The organism is Agrobacterium sp. 22-214-1, assembly GCF_053522465.1.
In genome coordinates this window covers 1,098,811-1,113,791 of sequence record NZ_JBNWCK010000001.1, presented here as the reverse complement: position 1 = coordinate 1,113,791, position 14,981 = coordinate 1,098,811, and the positions used below count along the sequence as shown (strand labels likewise).

Sequence of the window (14,981 nt, the reverse complement as noted above, 5' to 3'; positions counted from 1 at the left end):
GATCAGGGCTTGGTGGAGCCGGGAATTTCCACCTTCAGCGTATCGCCGGCAAGCTCGCTGCCCAGCTCCACGGCCTTGGTCTTCTTGTCATAGACGCAGATATGGCTGACGGTCGCATCCGCGCCCCCACTCTTCCCGGTGAGTTTGGCCTTGCCGGTGAGAATGGCGAGGCCGTAATTCTCGCTGCCGACGGGATCGACCACCGCCTTCGCGTCCTCGATCATGTCTTTGGCGCCGGCAAGGCAGGCCGTCTGCACATCCGCCACGAACTCCTTCCAGGCGTCATCCGACGATGCGGCGGCGGGGAGAGTAAGCGACGAGAAGGCCGCAAGGAGGAGGATGGTGCGGGGGATCGGGCGGGTCATGGAATTTCCTTCCTGCAATCTCGGCAAAAGCGAACCGATAGGGTGGAAAACGGTACGCCAGGGTTGTGAAACAAATGTGGTGGCGGCCGCACGGAGAGGAATTTTCTCTTTTGTCGGAACATTTTGATATTTCGCAGGTTGCCCAAACAGAGGTTCGCTCCTATGGTCCGCTCACACGGTTTCTAGGAGCGGTAACCCGCTGCAAAAAGGAGTAAAAACCATGGCCTTCGAACTTCCCGAACTCCCCTACGACTACGACGCGCTTGCACCCTACATGTCGCGCGAGACGCTCGAGTTCCATCACGACAAGCACCACAAGGCATATGTCGACAACGGCAACAAGCTGGCGGCCGAAGCAGGTCTTTCCGACCTGTCGCTCGAAGAAGTCGTGAAGAAGTCCTTTGGCACCAATGCCGGTCTCTTCAACAATGCTGCCCAGCATTACAACCACGTCCATTTCTGGAAGTGGCTGAAGAAGGACGGCGGCGGCAACAAGCTGCCGGGCAAGCTCGAACAGGCATTTGCCTCCGATCTTGGCGGTTACGACAAGTTCAAGGCCGATTTCATCGCTGCCGGCACCACGCAGTTCGGCTCCGGCTGGGCATGGGTTTCCGTCAAGAACGGCAAGCTCGAAATCTCCAAGACCCCGAACGGCGAAAACCCGCTGGTTCACGGTGCCGATCCCATCCTCGGCGTCGATGTCTGGGAACATTCCTACTACATCGACTATCGTAACCTGCGTCCGAAGTACCTCGAAGCCTTCGTCGACAACCTCATCAACTGGGATTACGTCCTGGAGCGTTACGAAGCCGCCGCCAAGTAAGGCTTGCGGAACGCGTGGTTGCTGATCGAAGCAGCCTCCTCCCGCGCGACGTCATCCTCGGCCTTGTGCCGGGGATCTGCTCCGTGTCTCAAAACGCGACGTGGCAGATGCTCGGGACAGGCCCGAGCATGACGACAGAGGAAATATCCACGTACTTGAGACGCCCGGCTTCAAGCCGGGTGTTTTGCATTTGTGATATGGCGATGCGGCCTGTCGGATTTTATTGTCACAAGCCTGTCATCCGTGGGGTTTATCGCGGCGCATCATGACTGAAAAAACCACGCCTCTCTTCTCCTTCGGCATTGTCGCCGATCCCCAATATGCCGATGCCGATCCGCGCCCCGAGATGGGCCGTCATTACGCCGAGAGCCCGAAAAAGCTCGCAGACGCTGTCGATGCCTTCAACCGCGAGGAGCTGGCCTTCGTCGTGACGCTCGGCGATATCATCGACCGCGGCTTCGAAAACTTCGATGCGATCCTTGCCGTTTATGACGGGCTTCGCCACCGCTCGGTGCTGCTGCCGGGCAATCACGATTTCGCCGTCGCCGCCGAGCATTTGCCGGTTATCCACGCCCGCCTCGGCATGTCCGCCCCCTGGTATGATTTTTCCATCGGTGACGTCCGTTTCGTCGTGCTTGATGGCAACGAGGTCAGCCTTTTCGCCCCGCCGCCCGGCGATCCGCGTCGGGTGCTTGCCGCAGATCGGTTGAAGCGCCTGGCGGATGCGGGTGCAATCAATGCGCAGGACTGGAACGCCTCGCTCAGCGACGAGCAGTTCGAATGGCTGCGGGCCGTTCTGCAAAAGGCGGATGCGGCAGGCGAAAAAGTGATCGTTCTCTGCCACTATCCTGTTTACCCGGAAAACGCCCACAACATGTGGGACGCGCCGCGTATCCTTGAGCTCCTCGGCTCCCACCCCTCGGTCGTCGCGTGGTTCAATGGCCATAATCACGAGGGCAATTACGGTGTGCTGGGCAATACCCATTTCGTGAACTTCAAGGGCATGGTCGATACGCCCGACCAGAACACCTTCGCGATTGCCGATGTCTTTGCCGACCGGATCGTTATTCGCGGTTTCGAGCGCGAGGAGAATCGCCTTTTACGGCTGTGAGTCGGGGATTGGCGGCTGGTTGCTCTGCCAGCCGCTCATCCACAATTGCCGCAGCTTTTCGCCTTCCAGCTTGAAGAAGCTGCCGGTCGTTTCGCAGCTCAGCACCCGGTCCGAGCGGAAATTGCGAATCGCCTGCCGCAATTCGCACCAGGCGACGATATTCACCGTCTCCGAATAATAGATCACCGCAATCGGCCGAACCCGCCGCTGCGTTTGCGCGCCGGCTTCATCGCGATAGGTGATCTCCAGCTTCTCCTCGTCGCGCACCGCCCGCCTGACCGTTGCAAGATCGACGCCGGCGGGGGAGGGCGCGATGCTGCCCCAGGCATGCAGGGCATTGGCAGAGAGGGTTTTCGACAGGGGTTCGGGCAGGGAGGCGGCGATCTTGTCGCTGACCTGCCTTGCCGCCTGCCGCAACTCGCTATCGCCGGTGCGGGCGACCATGGCGAGCGCCAGCACGATCGCCTCCGTCTCTTCGATGGAAAACATCAGCGGCGGCAGGTTGAAGCCGGGACGCAGGATGTAACCCACGCCGCGTTCCCCTTCGATAGGCACGCGCATGGTCTGAAGCGCTGCTATGTCGCGATAGACCGAGCGCACCGTCACCTCCAGCACCTCGGCAATCGTCTGCGCGGTGACAGGCCTGCGCGCCACCCGCAGGATCTGGATGATCTCGAACAGTCTCGACGCCTTGCGCATTGCCGTTTTCCCGGTGGATTTCCCCACGCAACTGACACAACGCTGTCAGTTGGCTTTTCCTATAAACGGAGAAACACATTGAGAAACATGGGATTTCCCGAATGTGTCGTGAACCGTTTTGGGAGATACTGACATGAGTTACGCCGAAAATCTCTGGCTTTTCTTTCTGGTCCTGTTCGGCATCATCATCCTGCCGGGCATGGATATGCTGTTCGTGCTGGCAAGCGCGCTGACGGGCGGCAAGAGAACCGGCCTTTCCGCTGCAAGCGGCATGAGCGCCGGCGGCATCGTGCATTCGCTTTACGGCGCCCTGGGCGTCGGCATGTTGGCCGCCTGGATGCCGTCGCTGTTCCTGCCGCTTCTGGTTTTCGGCGCCGCCTATATGATCTGGATCGGCATCGGCCTGATGCGCAGCGCGATTGTCGTGAACGGCGACGAGGCGCAGGCGAGCGCTTCTGTCAGAAAAGCCTTCTGGCGGGCGGTGTTGACCTGCCTTTCCAATCCGAAGGCCTATCTGTTCATGATGGCAATCTATCCGCAATTCCTCAAACCGGCCTATGGTCCGATCTGGATGCAGGGGCTGGTGATGGGCGCGATGGTGGCGGTCACGCAGTTCACGGTTTACGGCGCGCTGGCGCTGACGGCGGATAAAAGTCGGGCATGGCTGGTTTCTTCGCCCGCCGCCACGATCTTCATCGGCCGCGCCGCCGGTTTCATGCTGATTGCCGCAGCGCTCCTGACACTGTGGGAGGCCCTGTCTTAGGCTTCTGTTTTCACGATGGAATTCACCGCAATGTGACTTCTTTTCGCCATCCGGAAAGGGCATCCTCGCGCCGTTCCATATAGCGCCCGGTGTCCCGGCCGGAATCAAGGAGAGTTGCATGAAACTGAAAACCATCACCGCGGCCATGCTGTTCGGCTGTCTTTGCGCCGGAGCGGTCTACGCTGCCGGCGAAGTCGAAAAACGTGAAGGCATGATGAAGCAGATCGGTGGGGCGATGGGTTCGCTCGCCGCCATCTCCAAGGGCGAAAAGCCCTTCGACGCCGATACCGTCAAGACTGCCGTAACCACCATCGGCACCAACGCGAAGGCTTTCCCGGACCAGTTCCCCGCCGGCACCGAGACCGGCAGCGCCGCTGCCCCCGCCATCTGGGAAAATTTCGACGACTTCAAGGCCAAGGCCGCCAAGCTCGGCACGGATGCGGACATGGTTCTCGCCAATCTCCCCACCGATCAGGCGGGCGTCGCCACCGCCATGAAGACGCTCGGCGCCGATTGCGGCACCTGCCACCAGACCTACCGTCTGAAGAAATAATCGCAGCACTTTGGAAACGCCGCTTCCCGGCGGCGTTTTCTCAGGCACGAAAGACATCTGACCGGGTCAGGTGAGAATGGGGAGAGGGGCATGTCCTCCATCTGGACGAAACTCGCGGGCGGGGCCGTCGTCGCGGCCATTGCGGGCTACGGCATATTCGCCTGGGTTACGGCGCCTCAGCGGCAGGCGCCCAGCCACTGGGTCAGCCTGGGCGAACCGGATCTGGCCAATGGCGAAACGCTGTTCTGGGCGGGCGGCTGCGCAAGCTGCCATGCCGCACCCGATGCGAAAGGTGAGGCGCTGTTGACGCTTTCGGGCGGGCAGGCGCTGAAAAGCCCCTTCGGCACCTTCCATGTCCCCAATATTTCCTCCGATCCGCAGCATGGCATCGGCGGCTGGACGCTGGCTGAATTCGGCGATGCGATGACGCGCGGTGTGGGCAGGAACGGCGAACATCTCTACCCGTCCTTTCCCTATGCCTCCTATGCCCGCATGACGCAGAAGGACATCAACGATCTCTTCGGTTATCTGAAAGCCCTGCCGGCCAGCCAGAACGATGCGCCGGATCACGAGTTGCCGTTCCCCTTCAATCTGCGCATGGCGCTGGGCGGCTGGAAATTCCTTTATTTCGACCCCTCGGCGCGGCCCCGCGTGGAGCTTGCCAATGCCAATGCCGAATTGCTGCGCGGCCAATATCTGGTGGAAGGGCCGGGCCATTGCGGCGAATGCCACACGCCGCGCAATGCGCTTGGCGGTTTCGTAAAAGACAAGTGGCTGGCCGGCGGTCCCAACCCGGAAGGCGAGGGCCGCATTCCCGACATTACCCCCGGCTCGCAAAGCATCGGCAGCTGGGCCGAGGCCGATATTGCCAGCTATCTGGAAAACGGCTTCACCCCGGAATTCGACAGCGTCGGCGGCTCCATGGTCAAGGTGCAGCAGAACATGGCGCATCTGACGCCTGAAGACCGCGATGCGATTGCCGCCTATCTGAAGGCCATACCGTCGCGATAGGGTGCCCCGAGGGTGTGCACGCCCATTGACTCCCGACCCCGCCCATCGGATAACGATCCTGTGATGGTTCCTTCCGGGCGTTCCGGAAGGTGAAAAGGGAACACGATAGGGAGAAATCCTCATTCGTGGCTGCCCCCGCAACTGTGAGCGGAGAGCCTGAAACGAAATGCCACTGGCAAGCCATCTCGCTGGGAACCGAAGGTTTCCAGAGAGGGTGACGCCGGGAAGGTGTTTCAGGTTTTGACCCGTAAGCCAGGAGACCTGCCATCGCGGAAATATCCATGCCGGCGGGGTGTCCGGAAGAGCGGAATTTCAGGGTGGTGGGATCGACGCCTCCCTGTGTCAGTCTCGTATCCCCGTGGTGAAGTGTATCGTAGCGGCTCGACGGCCATTCGCCGTCCGGCCGCGTCCAAAGGCGCGGGGTCGCGCCGGAGAGGGGTCACCATGTCCATCAACCAGAATACGGCCAACGCCGCCGTTTCCGCAAAAACAACCAGCTTCGCGCAATCGCTGACGGCGATCGTGCTTGGCCTGTTCGTTGTCGGTTTTGTCGGCTTTTCCCATGTGGAGGCCGTTCATAACGCAGCGCATGACACGCGTCATGCCAATGCCTTCCCCTGCCATTGAGGGGAACGGCATGTCGTCTTTTCGCAATATCGTCTTTACCGCCGTTCTCGTCGGCATTCTTGGCGGTTTCGCCGTCTCGGCCATGCAGGCTTTTGGCACGACGCCGCTCATCCTTCAGGCGGAAACCTATGAAAGCGCCGGCGAAGCGCCCCACAGCCATGATGCGACGGCGCCCGGTGCTGCCGTTCCCGCCCATGAGCACAATGACGAGGCCTGGGCTCCGGCCGATGGCTTCGAGCGCACCGCCTATACCGTCGCCGCCAATGTGCTGACCGCCATCGGTTATGCGCTGGTGCTGACCGGCCTCATTTCGCTGCGTGGCACGAATGGCGGCTGGCGCGAAGGCCTTCTTTGGGGCGTTGCCGGTTTTGCCGCCGTCATGCTGGCTCCGATGATCGGCCTGCCGCCGGAACTGCCGGGCAGCCCGGCTGCCGCGCTCGAGGCACGGCAGATCTGGTGGCTTGCGACGGTTGCCGCAACCGCGGGCGGCATTGCACTGATCGCATTCCGCCGCGAACCCTGGGCCATCGTATTGGCGCTGGTGCTGATCGTCGCACCGCATGTGGTCGGCGCACCCTTGCCGCCGGAAGGCGAACATGCGCTGGCGCCGCTGCCGCTGGAGCGTCAGTTCATCGTCGCCGCCACCGTGACCAGCTTCGTTTTCTGGGCTTTGCTCGGAATATTGAGCGCGTTTTTCCTGAAGCGCTTCCAGTCGGCCTGAGACTATGCAGGACGCAGCGGAATGGAGTGAGGAACTCGATGCGCTGCGTTTTGCCGTTCCCGGTCACGGCGCTTTCTGCGCCGTGCACCGCCTTGCCTTTAAGGCAGTGCTGGGGCCGAATCCCGAACGCGAGGCGGCTCTTGCCTTTTTCCACGACCATGAGGCCGCCTTTGTGGCGGCGGCACTTGCCAAGATCAAACGTGCAAATCTACCCGCCGGCCGCAGCCTGCATCTGAACAGCCGCGATATTCGCCGTGCGATTGCCGGGAAGGGCGAGGAGCCCGCGGCGCGCGTATGCCGGGTGCTGGATCGGGGGTGATGAGTGAGGGTGCCCGGACGCTTGTATTTTGCACTACCTCATTCCTGTGCTTGTCACAGGAATCCAGCCGACGCGCGTCTGCGTGACGAATGGAGTCGTTTCAGCCCAAGGACTTGGGCTGGCTAGATTCCTGTGACAAGCACAGGAATGAGGGCGGGCGGGCTTACGTGGCCCACACTATCAGCGTCCGCCTCACCGATGCTCCGCCGCAAAAACCTGAAGTTCCGCCTCGGCTTCCGGACCAAAGAGGCCGAGGTGTTTCAGAATTTCCACAGCGAAACTGACCGGCGCGCTGCCGGCGGCGGTGACGATGCCGCGATCGCTGACCGCTTTCGGCTGGTCGCGGTAGAGCGACTCGCCGCTATAGACGGCATAGGCCTTGTGGGACGCCAGCGAATTGCCGGTATGGGCGACGTTGTTCAGAACGCCCGTGCCGCCGAGCGCACTCGCCGCCGCGCAGATGCCGGCTACCAGCCGGTTCCTGTCGCGAAACCGGTGCACCAGCCCGCCAAGATCGACAGCCGTTCCCTTTTCCCAGCTCAAGCCGCCGGGAATGACAAGCGCATCGATACCAGCGGGATCAAGCGCGTCATAGGATGTGTCAGGCGTCACATTCAGTCCGCCCATCGACGTTACCGGCCGGCCATCGGGCGTGGCATAGATGATCTCGACGCCGAGATAGCTGCGCGCTGCGGCAGCAAGCAGCGCCGGTTCCCAGTCCGCAAAATCCTGCGCCAGCGCAATGGCGATCCGTGTCATGGCCGTCTCCGTGGTTTTTAATCAGGCGATGGACTGCATGTAGCGCATGCCGGTAACCGGGCGGGGCGCGAAATCCATGTTTTCGTAGAAACGATGCGCCGCGACATTGCCGGTCGTGGCGCTGACGGAAAGATAGTCGCAGCCGAGACGCTTGGCGATATCGCGGGCGCGGGAAACCAGATGCTGGCCGGTGCCATGGCCGCGATGCCCGTCGCGCACGAAGAGATGATGCAGTTCAAGCCCGCGCCGGCCTTCCTGCGCCCTGTAGAGCGGCAGAAGCAGGGCGTAACCGATCAGCGCGCCATCGGCTTCGGCCACGAGGCCATGCACCCAGGGCAGCGGGCCGAACAGGTCGCGTTCCAGTTTCGCCGGCGTGATCGCCGCCGCATCGCCGTGGTAGGAGGCAAGCAGGGTGATCATCTCGTTGAGTTCGGGCAAATCCGTCTTGCGTGCGCCGCGAATGATGACGACGGGCGGTCTTTCCAGTGTAAGGGAGCTATCTTCGGTCATTGTTTCGGTCCTTTGGTCTTATCGGTGCCGTCAGGACGCTTGAGAAACAACAAAGCCGCCTGACGGCGGCTTGTTGACAATATGATCTGTCGAGCCGCCCTTAGAGGTAGGCCCAAAAGTACGAGCAGGAGATGGGTGCGCGTTCGTTGATCATGGGACATGCAATGCGCCCGAATCCGCAATCTGTCAAGCCCGATTTTCCGATCAATGTTCACCCTCGCACATGCCGTGATTGGAAAGCGCGCGGATGACGTAGCAATCCTCGATCGAATGGCCGTGGCAATGGGAGACGATGCGCTCCAGCTCGTGCTCCAGCTTCTTCAGGCTGGCGATCTTCTCGCGCACATGGGCGAGGTGTTCGGCGGCGATGCGGTCCGCGCCTTCGCAGGGCATCTGTCTGTGCTGGCTAAGCGCGATCAGTTCGCGGATGGCGTCGATGTTCAGCCCGAGATCGCGCGCATGGCGGATGAAGGCCAGCCTTTCGAGGTCGGTCTTTTCGTAACGGCGCTGGTTGCCGTCGGAACGGTCGGCTTCGCGGATGAGGCCCATCTGCTCGTAATAACGAATAGTCGGCACCTTGACGCCGGTGCGTTTGGACAGTTCACCGATGGACAGCATCTTTTTCTCCATATCTCGGGTGCAGCGACGGCGGAACGGTTGGCTCCACCGTTCCGGGTGCGATGCTCTAGTCTCTAGAGATATGGCTTTTCAGCCTGCCGTTCAATGGGTCTCAGGCGGCTTCATCCACACCGAGCGCCTGGGCGAGCGCCTTGAGGACATCGTTCTCGATGCTGGATGCGGTTTCCGGCTGTGCCGAAGCGGCCATGTCGCCCATGTCCAGAGCGGGTGCGGTCGTCATGGAAGCGCCGCTGTCGAGGTTCCAGAGCGCTGCGGCAAGGCCGGTGGAAACGCTGGCGGCGGCAGGCGCGACGGCCGTGGCGATGCTTTCGACGTTTGAAATGGTGCGATGCGCGGCGCGCGTCAGTTCCAGCAGGGCTTCGGTGGTGGAGTGGGTTTCCTTGCCCTTTGCCGGCTCAAGGCTCCGGATCGGAGTGGGATGATAGCTGCTGATGGTTGCTGCAATAGTCGTCATGACTGAGTCCCCTAGGTTTCATGGGGTATTTTTAACGGCCGAAACATTCGCGAGGATTGCGTCGCACGGGGCTTGAAGGGAAAAACTCGCGCATATAGTATACCCCCCTATAGTATATGAGGTGCCCATGTCCCATACGATCCGCAACAAGGAAAAGCTTCTCGCCCGCATCCGCCGCCTGAAAGGGCAGATGGAGGCGGTGGAGCGTGCACTGGATGATGCCAAGCCCTGCGGCGAGGTGCTGCAATTGCTCGCTTCGGTGCGCGGCGCGCTTTCCGGCCTGACCGGGGAGGTGATGCAGGAGCATCTGCACGAGCATGTGGTGCATGCCGAAAATGAAGACGAGCGGGCGCGGGCGGCGGAAGAGCTGGCCCAGGTGCTGAAGACCTACATACGGTAAAATCGAACAGGATTAGCGACATGACGACGACATCCGAACACCGTGCAGCAGCCGGTCACGACCATGTTTTCCTTGGCCAGAACCATGAGCGCAATGAAAGGCGCGTCTGGATGGTCATTGCGCTGACCGCGGCCATGATGGTGGCGGAAATCGTTGCCGGCCACTGGTATGGCTCCATGGCGCTGACGGCGGATGGCTGGCACATGTCCACCCATGCCGGCGCGATGCTGATTTCGGCGCTCGCCTATCTTTATGCCCGCCGCGAGGCGCGAAATCCGCGCTTCACCTTCGGCACCGGCAAGTTCGGCGATCTGGCGGGTTTTGCCAGCGCCATCGTGCTGGCGGTGGTGGCGTTGCTGATTGCCGTCGAAAGCGCGATGCGCCTCATCAATCCCGTAGAAATCGATTTCAACCAGGCGATCCTCGTCGCCATCATCGGCCTCGCCGTCAATCTTCTCAGCGCCGTGCTTTTGAAGGATGACCATCACCACGATCATGGACATGGCCACGGCTCGCATGCCCATCATGGCCATGGCAGCCACGCCCATCACGATCACGGCTCCCATGCCGGTCACCATGCGGACCACGGCGCAAAGGGCGGCCGGGACAATAATCTGCGCGCGGCCTATCTGCATGTGCTGGCGGATGCGCTGACTTCGGTTCTCGCCATCGTCGCGCTGCTGCTTGGCAAGTGGAACGGCTGGTCGTTCCTCGATCCGTTGATGGGTATCGTTGGCGGTCTGGTCATCGCCCGCTGGTCATGGGGGCTGATCCGCTCTACGGCGACGACCCTGCTCGACGCGCTGCCGCCGACGGAGGATTTGCCGCAGGAAATCCGTGAAAGCGTGGAGACGGAAGAGGATCGCATCACCGACCTGCATGTCTGGCAGGTCGGGCCGGGGCATCACGCCGCCATCGTGGCGATCCATTCGCAGGCGCCGAAAGCGCCGGCTTTTTATAAGCAGAAACTTGCCGCCATACATGAACTCTCGCATGTGACGGTGGAAGTGAGCCCAGCAAGGGCCTGATTGGAATCGCCTATTCGGTATATTCCGAATAGGCGCTGCGCACCCATTCCACCTCGGCTTCCGCCTTGTCCTCGGGGGAAGCCGCAGCCGTATCCTGATAAGCGGGCGCGCTGCCATTGCCGACGGCCCACAGAACATTGGCCAGCGACTGGGAAAGAATGGTGCTGGAAACGGTGGGATTGCCGGGGCCGCGTTTTACCGCCTGCTCCTCCGGCGCGCTTTGAGCGCTGCCAGCTTTTTCAATGTCGCGGATGCGACCCTGATAGTTATATCCGCCAATATTGCTTTCGATCTGCATGTCGGTGATTCCGCGTTCAAAAGTTAACGAATGGTTAACGGCGGCGACTTGTCCGAAACTTGCGCTTGCTGCGCTGCAGCGACCGCCGAGGGTTGACAGCCGGCGAAGTAGTGCTTCGTTTTTGCATAAAGCGGCGGGGAGCGTGGATTGGTGAATGAGCCCACCCTCCGGACGCCAGCAAGGTGTTCGTGGTCAGATAAAAGGTCGATCTCGCCAGATATGCCGACGTCATCCTCGGGCCTGTCCCGAGGATCTGCAACGTTTCGATTGTATTGACGTGTTTAGATCCTCGGGACAGGCCCAAGGATGACGGGAGAGTTTCAGAGCGTAAACAGGCAGATCACGCCGTTTCCTTCTCCGCCGGAGCAACAGGCTCCCGCACCTCCTCCGCTTCCTCCTCCGCCTCCGCCTCAACCTCCTGCGGTGCGGGCGTCACCATCGCAGCCACCAGCGTATCGAGGCCGATGCTGCCGACCGGCTTGCCGTCCTCGTCCACCACATGGGCGGTGGTCTCGTTGGCCTCCGACATGTCGCGGGCAATCGTTTCCAGAGTCGCGTTTTCCGGCACGGGCATGCCCTCGGGGCGGCTTTCCAGCGGCTCCATCACCGTGGTCGCCTGCAGCACGCGGCCGCGATTGACGTCGCGCACGAAGTCGGTGACGTAACCATCCGCAGGGGAGAGAATGATGCTCTGGCCATCGCCCTGCTGCACCACTTCGCCGTCTTTGAGAATGGCGATATGGTCACCGAGCCTGAGCGCCTCGTCCAGATCGTGGGTGATGAACACCACGGTCTTCTTCAGCTCCTGCTGCAGATCGAGCAGCATGGTCTGCATGTCGACGCGGATCAGCGGATCGAGCGCCGAATAGGCCTCGTCCATCAGGAGAATATCGGCGTCATTGGCAAGAGCGCGGGCAAGGCCGACACGCTGCTGCATGCCGCCGGAAAGCTGGTTCGGATAATAATCCTCGTAACCGGCAAGGCCGACGCGTTCCAGCCAGTAACGGCCCTTTTCTTCGCTCTTGCTGCGCGGCACACCCTGGATATCGAGCCCGTAGACGCTGTTTTCCAGCACGGTGCGATGCGGCAGCAGGCCGAATTTCTGGAACACCATCGCCGTCTTGTGGCGGCGGAATTGCCTGAGCGCCGAGGCGCTCATGCCGCAGATGTCCTCGCCGTCATAAAGAACCTCGCCGGCGGTCGGGTCGATCAGCCGGTTGATGTGGCGGATCAGCGTCGACTTGCCGGAGCCGGAAAGGCCCATGACGACGGTGATCTTGCCGCCCGGCATGGTGATGTTGATGTTGTTGAGGCCAAGCACGTGGTTGTGCCTGTCGTTCAGTTCGGTCTTGTCCATGCCGGACCGTACCGCTTCGAGGTACTTCTCGGGATGCTTGCCGAAGATCTTGTAAAGGTTGCGGATTTCGATGCTTTTAGCCATGGGAGACCTCGCGGTATTTCTGCAGGCGCTTGCCGAAAGCCTGGCTCGCCCGGTCGAACATGATGGCGATGGCGACCAGAGCGAAACCGTTCAGGAAGCCCACCGTGAAGAACTGGTTGTTGATGGCCTGCAGCACGTTCTTGCCGAGCCCGCCGACACCGACCATGGAGGCGACAACGACCATGGCGAGCGCCATCATGATGGTCTGGTTGATACCGGTCATGATGGTGGGCAACGCCAGCGGCAGTTGCACGTTGAACAGCTTCTGGCCATTGGAGGAGCCGAAGGCATCGGCCGCTTCCAGCACTTCGCGATCAACGAGGCGAATGCCGAGACTGGTCAGGCGGATGACGGGCGGAATGGCATAGATCACCACTGCGATCAGGCCCGGAACCTTGCCGATGCCGAAAATCACCACCACGGGGATGAGATAAACGAAACTCGGCAGGGTCTGCATCACGTCAAGCACTGGATTGATGAGGCGTTGCAGGCGTTCGGAACGACCCATCAGGATGCCGAGCGGCAGGCCGATGACGATGGCGATCAGGGTGGCGATGGCGACGATGGACAGCGTCGTCATGGCGTCCCGCCAGAGGCCGACCGCGCCGATCATCAGCAGGGCGAGCGCCGTGCCGCCGGTAATCCTGAAGCTGCGACCGGCCAGATGCACGATGGCGAGAATGATGAGGAGCGTGATGATCCACGGTGTCTGGATAAACAGCCGCTCCGAGGAATTGAGGAAGAGCTGCAGCGGATGCACGATCACGTCGATCGCATCGCCGTAGTTGCGCACGATGTCGCGAAAACCGTCATCGATGGTCTTGCGTGCCACACGCATCGTGGAATTGTCGATGGCCGGGAACTTGCAGAGCATGTCCGGCAGGTAAGTGCAGAGGGCCATTATTGTTGTTTTCCCTTTGGGTTGGGGGATGGTGCGGCGGGCGACGGAGGCTGGGATACCCCCCTCTGTCCTGCCGGACATCTCCCCCACAAGGGGGGAGATCGACCTGCGGCAAGGTCTCGCCCGTCAAACACGTTGCGGATTTGTGAGAAGGGTGCGCCCAGCCGATCTCCCTCCTTGTGGGGGAGATGTCCGGCAGGACAGAGGGGGGGTAAAGCCACGGATAAAAACCGAAGCTTCCCCCCCATCAACCAATCACATCGAAGCCTTGATCTTCTCCACCACCTCGGCCGGAACCCACTTCGTCCAGATGTCCTCGTGGTTCTCGAGGAAATATTCCGCACCATCCTCGTTGGTGCCCTGGTTCTCATCCATCCAGGCGAGGATTTCGGCGACGGTCTTGTTGTCCCAGTTGCGGGCCTTGATGTAGTCCAGCGTCACGCCGGCCTTGCTTTCGAAGTCCTTGGTGATGACGGTATAGACATCGGCCACCGGGTAGGCATTGACCTTCGGCGCTGCGCAATCGACCTTCGCCGTGCAGTCGTCGAAGTGGGCGCGGTCGAGTTCGACGCCGTCATCCAGCTTCACCATCTCGTATTTGCCGAGAATGGCCGTGGGCGACCAGTAATAACCGAGCCAGCCCTGCTTCTTTTCAAACGCATTGGCGATGGAGCCGTCGAGGCCTGCGGCCGAGCCGGTGTCGACCAGCGTGAAGCCTTTCTTGTCGCCCTCGCGCGCCTTGTAGAGATTGGCGGTGGTCACCTGGCAGTTCCAGCCGGAGGGGCAATTATGCACGGCGCCCTTGCTGGCGTCTTCCGGGGCGGGGAAAAGTTCGGGATGTTTCAGCGCATCTTCGACTGTCTTGATATCGGGGTGGGCGTCGGCGATGAATTTCGGGATCCACCAGCCTTCGATACCGCCCTCGGAAAGAATTTTCGATGCCTCGATCATGCGGCCTTCCTTGACGGCGGCATCGAGCGGCTCGCGCACGGCGTTCACCCACAATTCGGGCGCCATATCCGGCTGGCCTTTTTCGTTCATGGAGGCGAAGGTCGGCATGGTATCGCCGCTGACGACATTGACCGTGCAGTCATAGCCGTTTTCCATGATGAACTTGTCGACGTAAGCCGCGACACCGGCGGATGCCCAGTTCATTTCGGCGATGGAAATGCTGCCGCACTCTTCGGCGGCATTGGCGGAATTTGCTGCACCGGCAGCGATGATAAAGCCCGTTACGAGAATGGTCGAGGCGAGGAGTTTCTTCATGTGTAAGACCCCCAAGTCTGATGCAGTGTTTTCAATTGGCAAAGTGGGAGCACTGCAAAGCCCGGATTGCCAAGGGCGAACTGACATGGCGCGTGGAAAAGCCGAAAAAATACGGCAAGAAGAATATCCGCAGAACACGCTGCGGCATTGCCGCAGGAGATGCGGCGAAAAGGCGCATGAATATGTCAACGACCGGCATAATACGGCCAAAAAGTGATATTGCAACGCGAAATGGCGCATCGCAGCCATGCGTTCGATTCCCGGAACATTTTTCGGTCTGGCGTAATACTGAA

21 protein-coding genes and 1 riboswitch are annotated in these 14,981 nt (G+C 60.9%); of the genes, 11 read left to right on the top strand and 10 right to left on the bottom strand.

The annotated features are described in order from the left end of the window. Positions 1–2: 2 nt before the first annotated feature. On the bottom strand, positions 3–365 hold the full coding sequence (locus ACQZ5G_RS05655) for a hypothetical protein (protein ID WP_174022228.1): 363 nt from the start codon (positions 363–365) through the stop codon (positions 3–5). 220 nt (positions 366–585) lie between these two features. Here ACQZ5G_RS05655 and ACQZ5G_RS05650 point away from each other — a divergent pair, with 220 nt between their 5' ends. After that, positions 586–1,188 carry a superoxide dismutase gene (locus ACQZ5G_RS05650; protein ID WP_448737457.1) on the top strand — a complete coding sequence of 201 codons (603 nt, stop codon included), beginning with the start codon at positions 586–588 and terminating at the stop codon, positions 1,186–1,188. A gap of 265 nt (positions 1,189–1,453) precedes the next feature. Further along, positions 1,454–2,299, top strand: coding sequence for a metallophosphoesterase (locus ACQZ5G_RS05645; RefSeq protein WP_448737458.1), 846 nt, complete (start codon positions 1,454–1,456; stop codon positions 2,297–2,299). On the opposite strand, the gene ACQZ5G_RS05640 is transcribed toward ACQZ5G_RS05645, so the two are convergent. Continuing rightward, entirely contained in the window at positions 2,288–2,998 is a 711-nt protein-coding gene (locus ACQZ5G_RS05640; RefSeq protein WP_448737459.1) for a helix-turn-helix transcriptional regulator, read from the bottom strand. The genes ACQZ5G_RS05645 and ACQZ5G_RS05640 overlap by 12 nt on opposite strands. A gap of 133 nt (positions 2,999–3,131) precedes the next feature. On the opposite strand from ACQZ5G_RS05640, the gene ACQZ5G_RS05635 reads away from it, so the two are divergent. From ACQZ5G_RS05635 to ACQZ5G_RS05610, 6 genes are all read left to right on the top strand, one after another. After that, positions 3,132–3,761 (top strand): LysE family translocator, encoded by a 630-nt coding sequence (locus tag ACQZ5G_RS05635; protein ID WP_003522261.1) that lies wholly within the window; start codon positions 3,132–3,134, stop codon positions 3,759–3,761. A gap of 118 nt (positions 3,762–3,879) precedes the next feature. Beyond that, positions 3,880–4,314, top strand: coding sequence for a c-type cytochrome (locus ACQZ5G_RS05630; RefSeq protein ID WP_003522262.1), 435 nt, complete (start codon positions 3,880–3,882; stop codon positions 4,312–4,314). 90 nt (positions 4,315–4,404) lie between these two features. Then, positions 4,405–5,325, top strand: coding sequence for a c-type cytochrome (locus ACQZ5G_RS05625; protein WP_020810770.1), 921 nt, complete (start codon positions 4,405–4,407; stop codon positions 5,323–5,325). 47 nt (positions 5,326–5,372) lie between these two features. Continuing rightward, positions 5,373–5,608: riboswitch (cobalamin riboswitch) on the top strand. A gap of 161 nt (positions 5,609–5,769) precedes the next feature. Next, the gene (locus ACQZ5G_RS05620; protein WP_003522264.1) at positions 5,770–5,952 is read left to right on the top strand and encodes a CbtB domain-containing protein; all 183 of its coding nucleotides are present in this window, start codon (positions 5,770–5,772) and stop codon (positions 5,950–5,952) included. A gap of 10 nt (positions 5,953–5,962) precedes the next feature. Continuing rightward, positions 5,963–6,673 carry a CbtA family protein gene (locus ACQZ5G_RS05615; RefSeq protein WP_448737460.1) on the top strand — a complete coding sequence of 237 codons (711 nt, stop codon included), beginning with the start codon at positions 5,963–5,965 and terminating at the stop codon, positions 6,671–6,673. A gap of 4 nt (positions 6,674–6,677) precedes the next feature. Continuing rightward, positions 6,678–6,992, top strand: a complete 315-nt coding sequence (locus tag ACQZ5G_RS05610) for a hypothetical protein (protein WP_448737461.1) — start codon at positions 6,678–6,680, stop codon at positions 6,990–6,992. A gap of 192 nt (positions 6,993–7,184) precedes the next feature. Here ACQZ5G_RS05610 and ACQZ5G_RS05605 read toward each other — a convergent pair whose 3' ends face one another. The 4 genes from ACQZ5G_RS05605 to ACQZ5G_RS05590 form a co-directional block, all read right to left on the bottom strand. Next, positions 7,185–7,751: a type 1 glutamine amidotransferase family protein gene (locus tag ACQZ5G_RS05605; RefSeq protein ID WP_448737462.1), complete on the bottom strand. Its 567-nt coding sequence runs from the start codon at positions 7,749–7,751 to the stop codon at positions 7,185–7,187. A 21-nt stretch (positions 7,752–7,772) separates the two neighbouring features. Further along, positions 7,773–8,261: a GNAT family N-acetyltransferase gene (locus ACQZ5G_RS05600; RefSeq protein WP_003509304.1), complete on the bottom strand. Its 489-nt coding sequence runs from the start codon at positions 8,259–8,261 to the stop codon at positions 7,773–7,775. A gap of 204 nt (positions 8,262–8,465) precedes the next feature. Continuing rightward, positions 8,466–8,879: a MerR family transcriptional regulator gene (locus ACQZ5G_RS05595; RefSeq protein WP_003522268.1), complete on the bottom strand. Its 414-nt coding sequence runs from the start codon at positions 8,877–8,879 to the stop codon at positions 8,466–8,468. Positions 8,880–8,991: 112 nt separating this feature from the next. Beyond that, on the bottom strand, positions 8,992–9,354 hold the full coding sequence (locus tag ACQZ5G_RS05590; RefSeq protein WP_448737463.1) for a hypothetical protein: 363 nt from the start codon (positions 9,352–9,354) through the stop codon (positions 8,992–8,994). Between the two features lie 127 nt (positions 9,355–9,481). Between ACQZ5G_RS05590 and dmeR the strand changes: the two genes are divergently transcribed. Beyond that, positions 9,482–9,754 carry a Ni(II)/Co(II)-sensing transcriptional repressor DmeR gene (dmeR, locus tag ACQZ5G_RS05585; protein ID WP_003509296.1) on the top strand — a complete coding sequence of 91 codons (273 nt, stop codon included), beginning with the start codon at positions 9,482–9,484 and terminating at the stop codon, positions 9,752–9,754. Positions 9,755–9,774: 20 nt separating this feature from the next. After that, positions 9,775–10,782, top strand: a complete 1,008-nt coding sequence (gene dmeF / locus ACQZ5G_RS05580; RefSeq protein ID WP_448737464.1) for a CDF family Co(II)/Ni(II) efflux transporter DmeF — start codon at positions 9,775–9,777, stop codon at positions 10,780–10,782. Positions 10,783–10,792: 10 nt separating this feature from the next. On the opposite strand, the gene ACQZ5G_RS05575 is transcribed toward dmeF, so the two are convergent. The 4 genes from ACQZ5G_RS05575 to ACQZ5G_RS05560 form a co-directional block, all read right to left on the bottom strand. After that, complete coding sequence (locus tag ACQZ5G_RS05575) at positions 10,793–11,080, bottom strand: hypothetical protein (protein WP_003522271.1); 288 nt, start codon at positions 11,078–11,080, stop codon at positions 10,793–10,795. 340 nt (positions 11,081–11,420) lie between these two features. Then, the gene (locus ACQZ5G_RS05570; protein ID WP_448737465.1) at positions 11,421–12,521 is read right to left on the bottom strand and encodes a quaternary amine ABC transporter ATP-binding protein; all 1,101 of its coding nucleotides are present in this window, start codon (positions 12,519–12,521) and stop codon (positions 11,421–11,423) included. After that, complete coding sequence (locus ACQZ5G_RS05565) at positions 12,514–13,422, bottom strand: ABC transporter permease (RefSeq protein WP_059753922.1); 909 nt, start codon at positions 13,420–13,422, stop codon at positions 12,514–12,516. The genes ACQZ5G_RS05570 and ACQZ5G_RS05565 overlap by 8 nt, the downstream gene beginning before the upstream one ends. 255 nt (positions 13,423–13,677) lie before the next feature. Further along, positions 13,678–14,688 carry an ABC transporter substrate-binding protein gene (locus tag ACQZ5G_RS05560; protein ID WP_448737466.1) on the bottom strand — a complete coding sequence of 337 codons (1,011 nt, stop codon included), beginning with the start codon at positions 14,686–14,688 and terminating at the stop codon, positions 13,678–13,680. On the opposite strand from ACQZ5G_RS05560, the gene ACQZ5G_RS05555 reads away from it, so the two are divergent. After that, positions 14,687–14,905 carry a hypothetical protein gene (locus ACQZ5G_RS05555; protein ID WP_448737467.1) on the top strand — a complete coding sequence of 73 codons (219 nt, stop codon included), beginning with the start codon at positions 14,687–14,689 and terminating at the stop codon, positions 14,903–14,905. The two genes, ACQZ5G_RS05560 and ACQZ5G_RS05555, sit on opposite strands and share 2 nt — an antisense overlap. The last annotated feature ends 76 nt before the right edge of the window (positions 14,906–14,981 follow it).

Excerpts from the sequence above, each read along its gene's own strand:
- ACQZ5G_RS05625 (WP_020810770.1), top strand. The coding sequence starts at position 4,405 with ATGTCCTCCATCTGGACGAAACTCGCGGGCGGGGCCGTCGTCGCGGCC.
- ACQZ5G_RS05630 (WP_003522262.1), top strand. The coding sequence starts at position 3,880 with ATGAAACTGAAAACCATCACCGCGGCCATGCTGTTCGGCTGTCTTTGC.
- dmeF (WP_448737464.1), top strand. The coding sequence starts at position 9,775 with ATGACGACGACATCCGAACACCGTGCAGCAGCCGGTCACGACCATGTT.
- ACQZ5G_RS05555 (WP_448737467.1), top strand. The coding sequence starts at position 14,687 with ATGTGTAAGACCCCCAAGTCTGATGCAGTGTTTTCAATTGGCAAAGTG.
- ACQZ5G_RS05595 (WP_003522268.1), bottom strand. The coding sequence starts at position 8,879 with ATGCTGTCCATCGGTGAACTGTCCAAACGCACCGGCGTCAAGGTGCCG.
- ACQZ5G_RS05615 (WP_448737460.1), top strand. The coding sequence starts at position 5,963 with ATGTCGTCTTTTCGCAATATCGTCTTTACCGCCGTTCTCGTCGGCATT.
- ACQZ5G_RS05575 (WP_003522271.1), bottom strand. The coding sequence starts at position 11,080 with ATGCAGATCGAAAGCAATATTGGCGGATATAACTATCAGGGTCGCATC.
- ACQZ5G_RS05565 (WP_059753922.1), bottom strand. The coding sequence starts at position 13,422 with ATGGCCCTCTGCACTTACCTGCCGGACATGCTCTGCAAGTTCCCGGCC.
- ACQZ5G_RS05655 (WP_174022228.1), bottom strand. The coding sequence starts at position 365 with ATGACCCGCCCGATCCCCCGCACCATCCTCCTCCTTGCGGCCTTCTCG.
- ACQZ5G_RS05600 (WP_003509304.1), bottom strand. The coding sequence starts at position 8,261 with ATGACCGAAGATAGCTCCCTTACACTGGAAAGACCGCCCGTCGTCATC.
- ACQZ5G_RS05610 (WP_448737461.1), top strand. The coding sequence starts at position 6,678 with ATGCAGGACGCAGCGGAATGGAGTGAGGAACTCGATGCGCTGCGTTTT.
- ACQZ5G_RS05650 (WP_448737457.1), top strand. The coding sequence starts at position 586 with ATGGCCTTCGAACTTCCCGAACTCCCCTACGACTACGACGCGCTTGCA.
- ACQZ5G_RS05640 (WP_448737459.1), bottom strand. The coding sequence starts at position 2,998 with ATGCGCAAGGCGTCGAGACTGTTCGAGATCATCCAGATCCTGCGGGTG.
- ACQZ5G_RS05590 (WP_448737463.1), bottom strand. The coding sequence starts at position 9,354 with ATGACGACTATTGCAGCAACCATCAGCAGCTATCATCCCACTCCGATC.
- ACQZ5G_RS05605 (WP_448737462.1), bottom strand. The coding sequence starts at position 7,751 with ATGACACGGATCGCCATTGCGCTGGCGCAGGATTTTGCGGACTGGGAA.
- ACQZ5G_RS05635 (WP_003522261.1), top strand. The coding sequence starts at position 3,132 with ATGAGTTACGCCGAAAATCTCTGGCTTTTCTTTCTGGTCCTGTTCGGC.
- ACQZ5G_RS05620 (WP_003522264.1), top strand. The coding sequence starts at position 5,770 with ATGTCCATCAACCAGAATACGGCCAACGCCGCCGTTTCCGCAAAAACA.
- ACQZ5G_RS05645 (WP_448737458.1), top strand. The coding sequence starts at position 1,454 with ATGACTGAAAAAACCACGCCTCTCTTCTCCTTCGGCATTGTCGCCGAT.
- ACQZ5G_RS05570 (WP_448737465.1), bottom strand. The coding sequence starts at position 12,521 with ATGGCTAAAAGCATCGAAATCCGCAACCTTTACAAGATCTTCGGCAAG.
- ACQZ5G_RS05560 (WP_448737466.1), bottom strand. The coding sequence starts at position 14,688 with ATGAAGAAACTCCTCGCCTCGACCATTCTCGTAACGGGCTTTATCATC.
- dmeR (WP_003509296.1), top strand. The coding sequence starts at position 9,482 with ATGTCCCATACGATCCGCAACAAGGAAAAGCTTCTCGCCCGCATCCGC.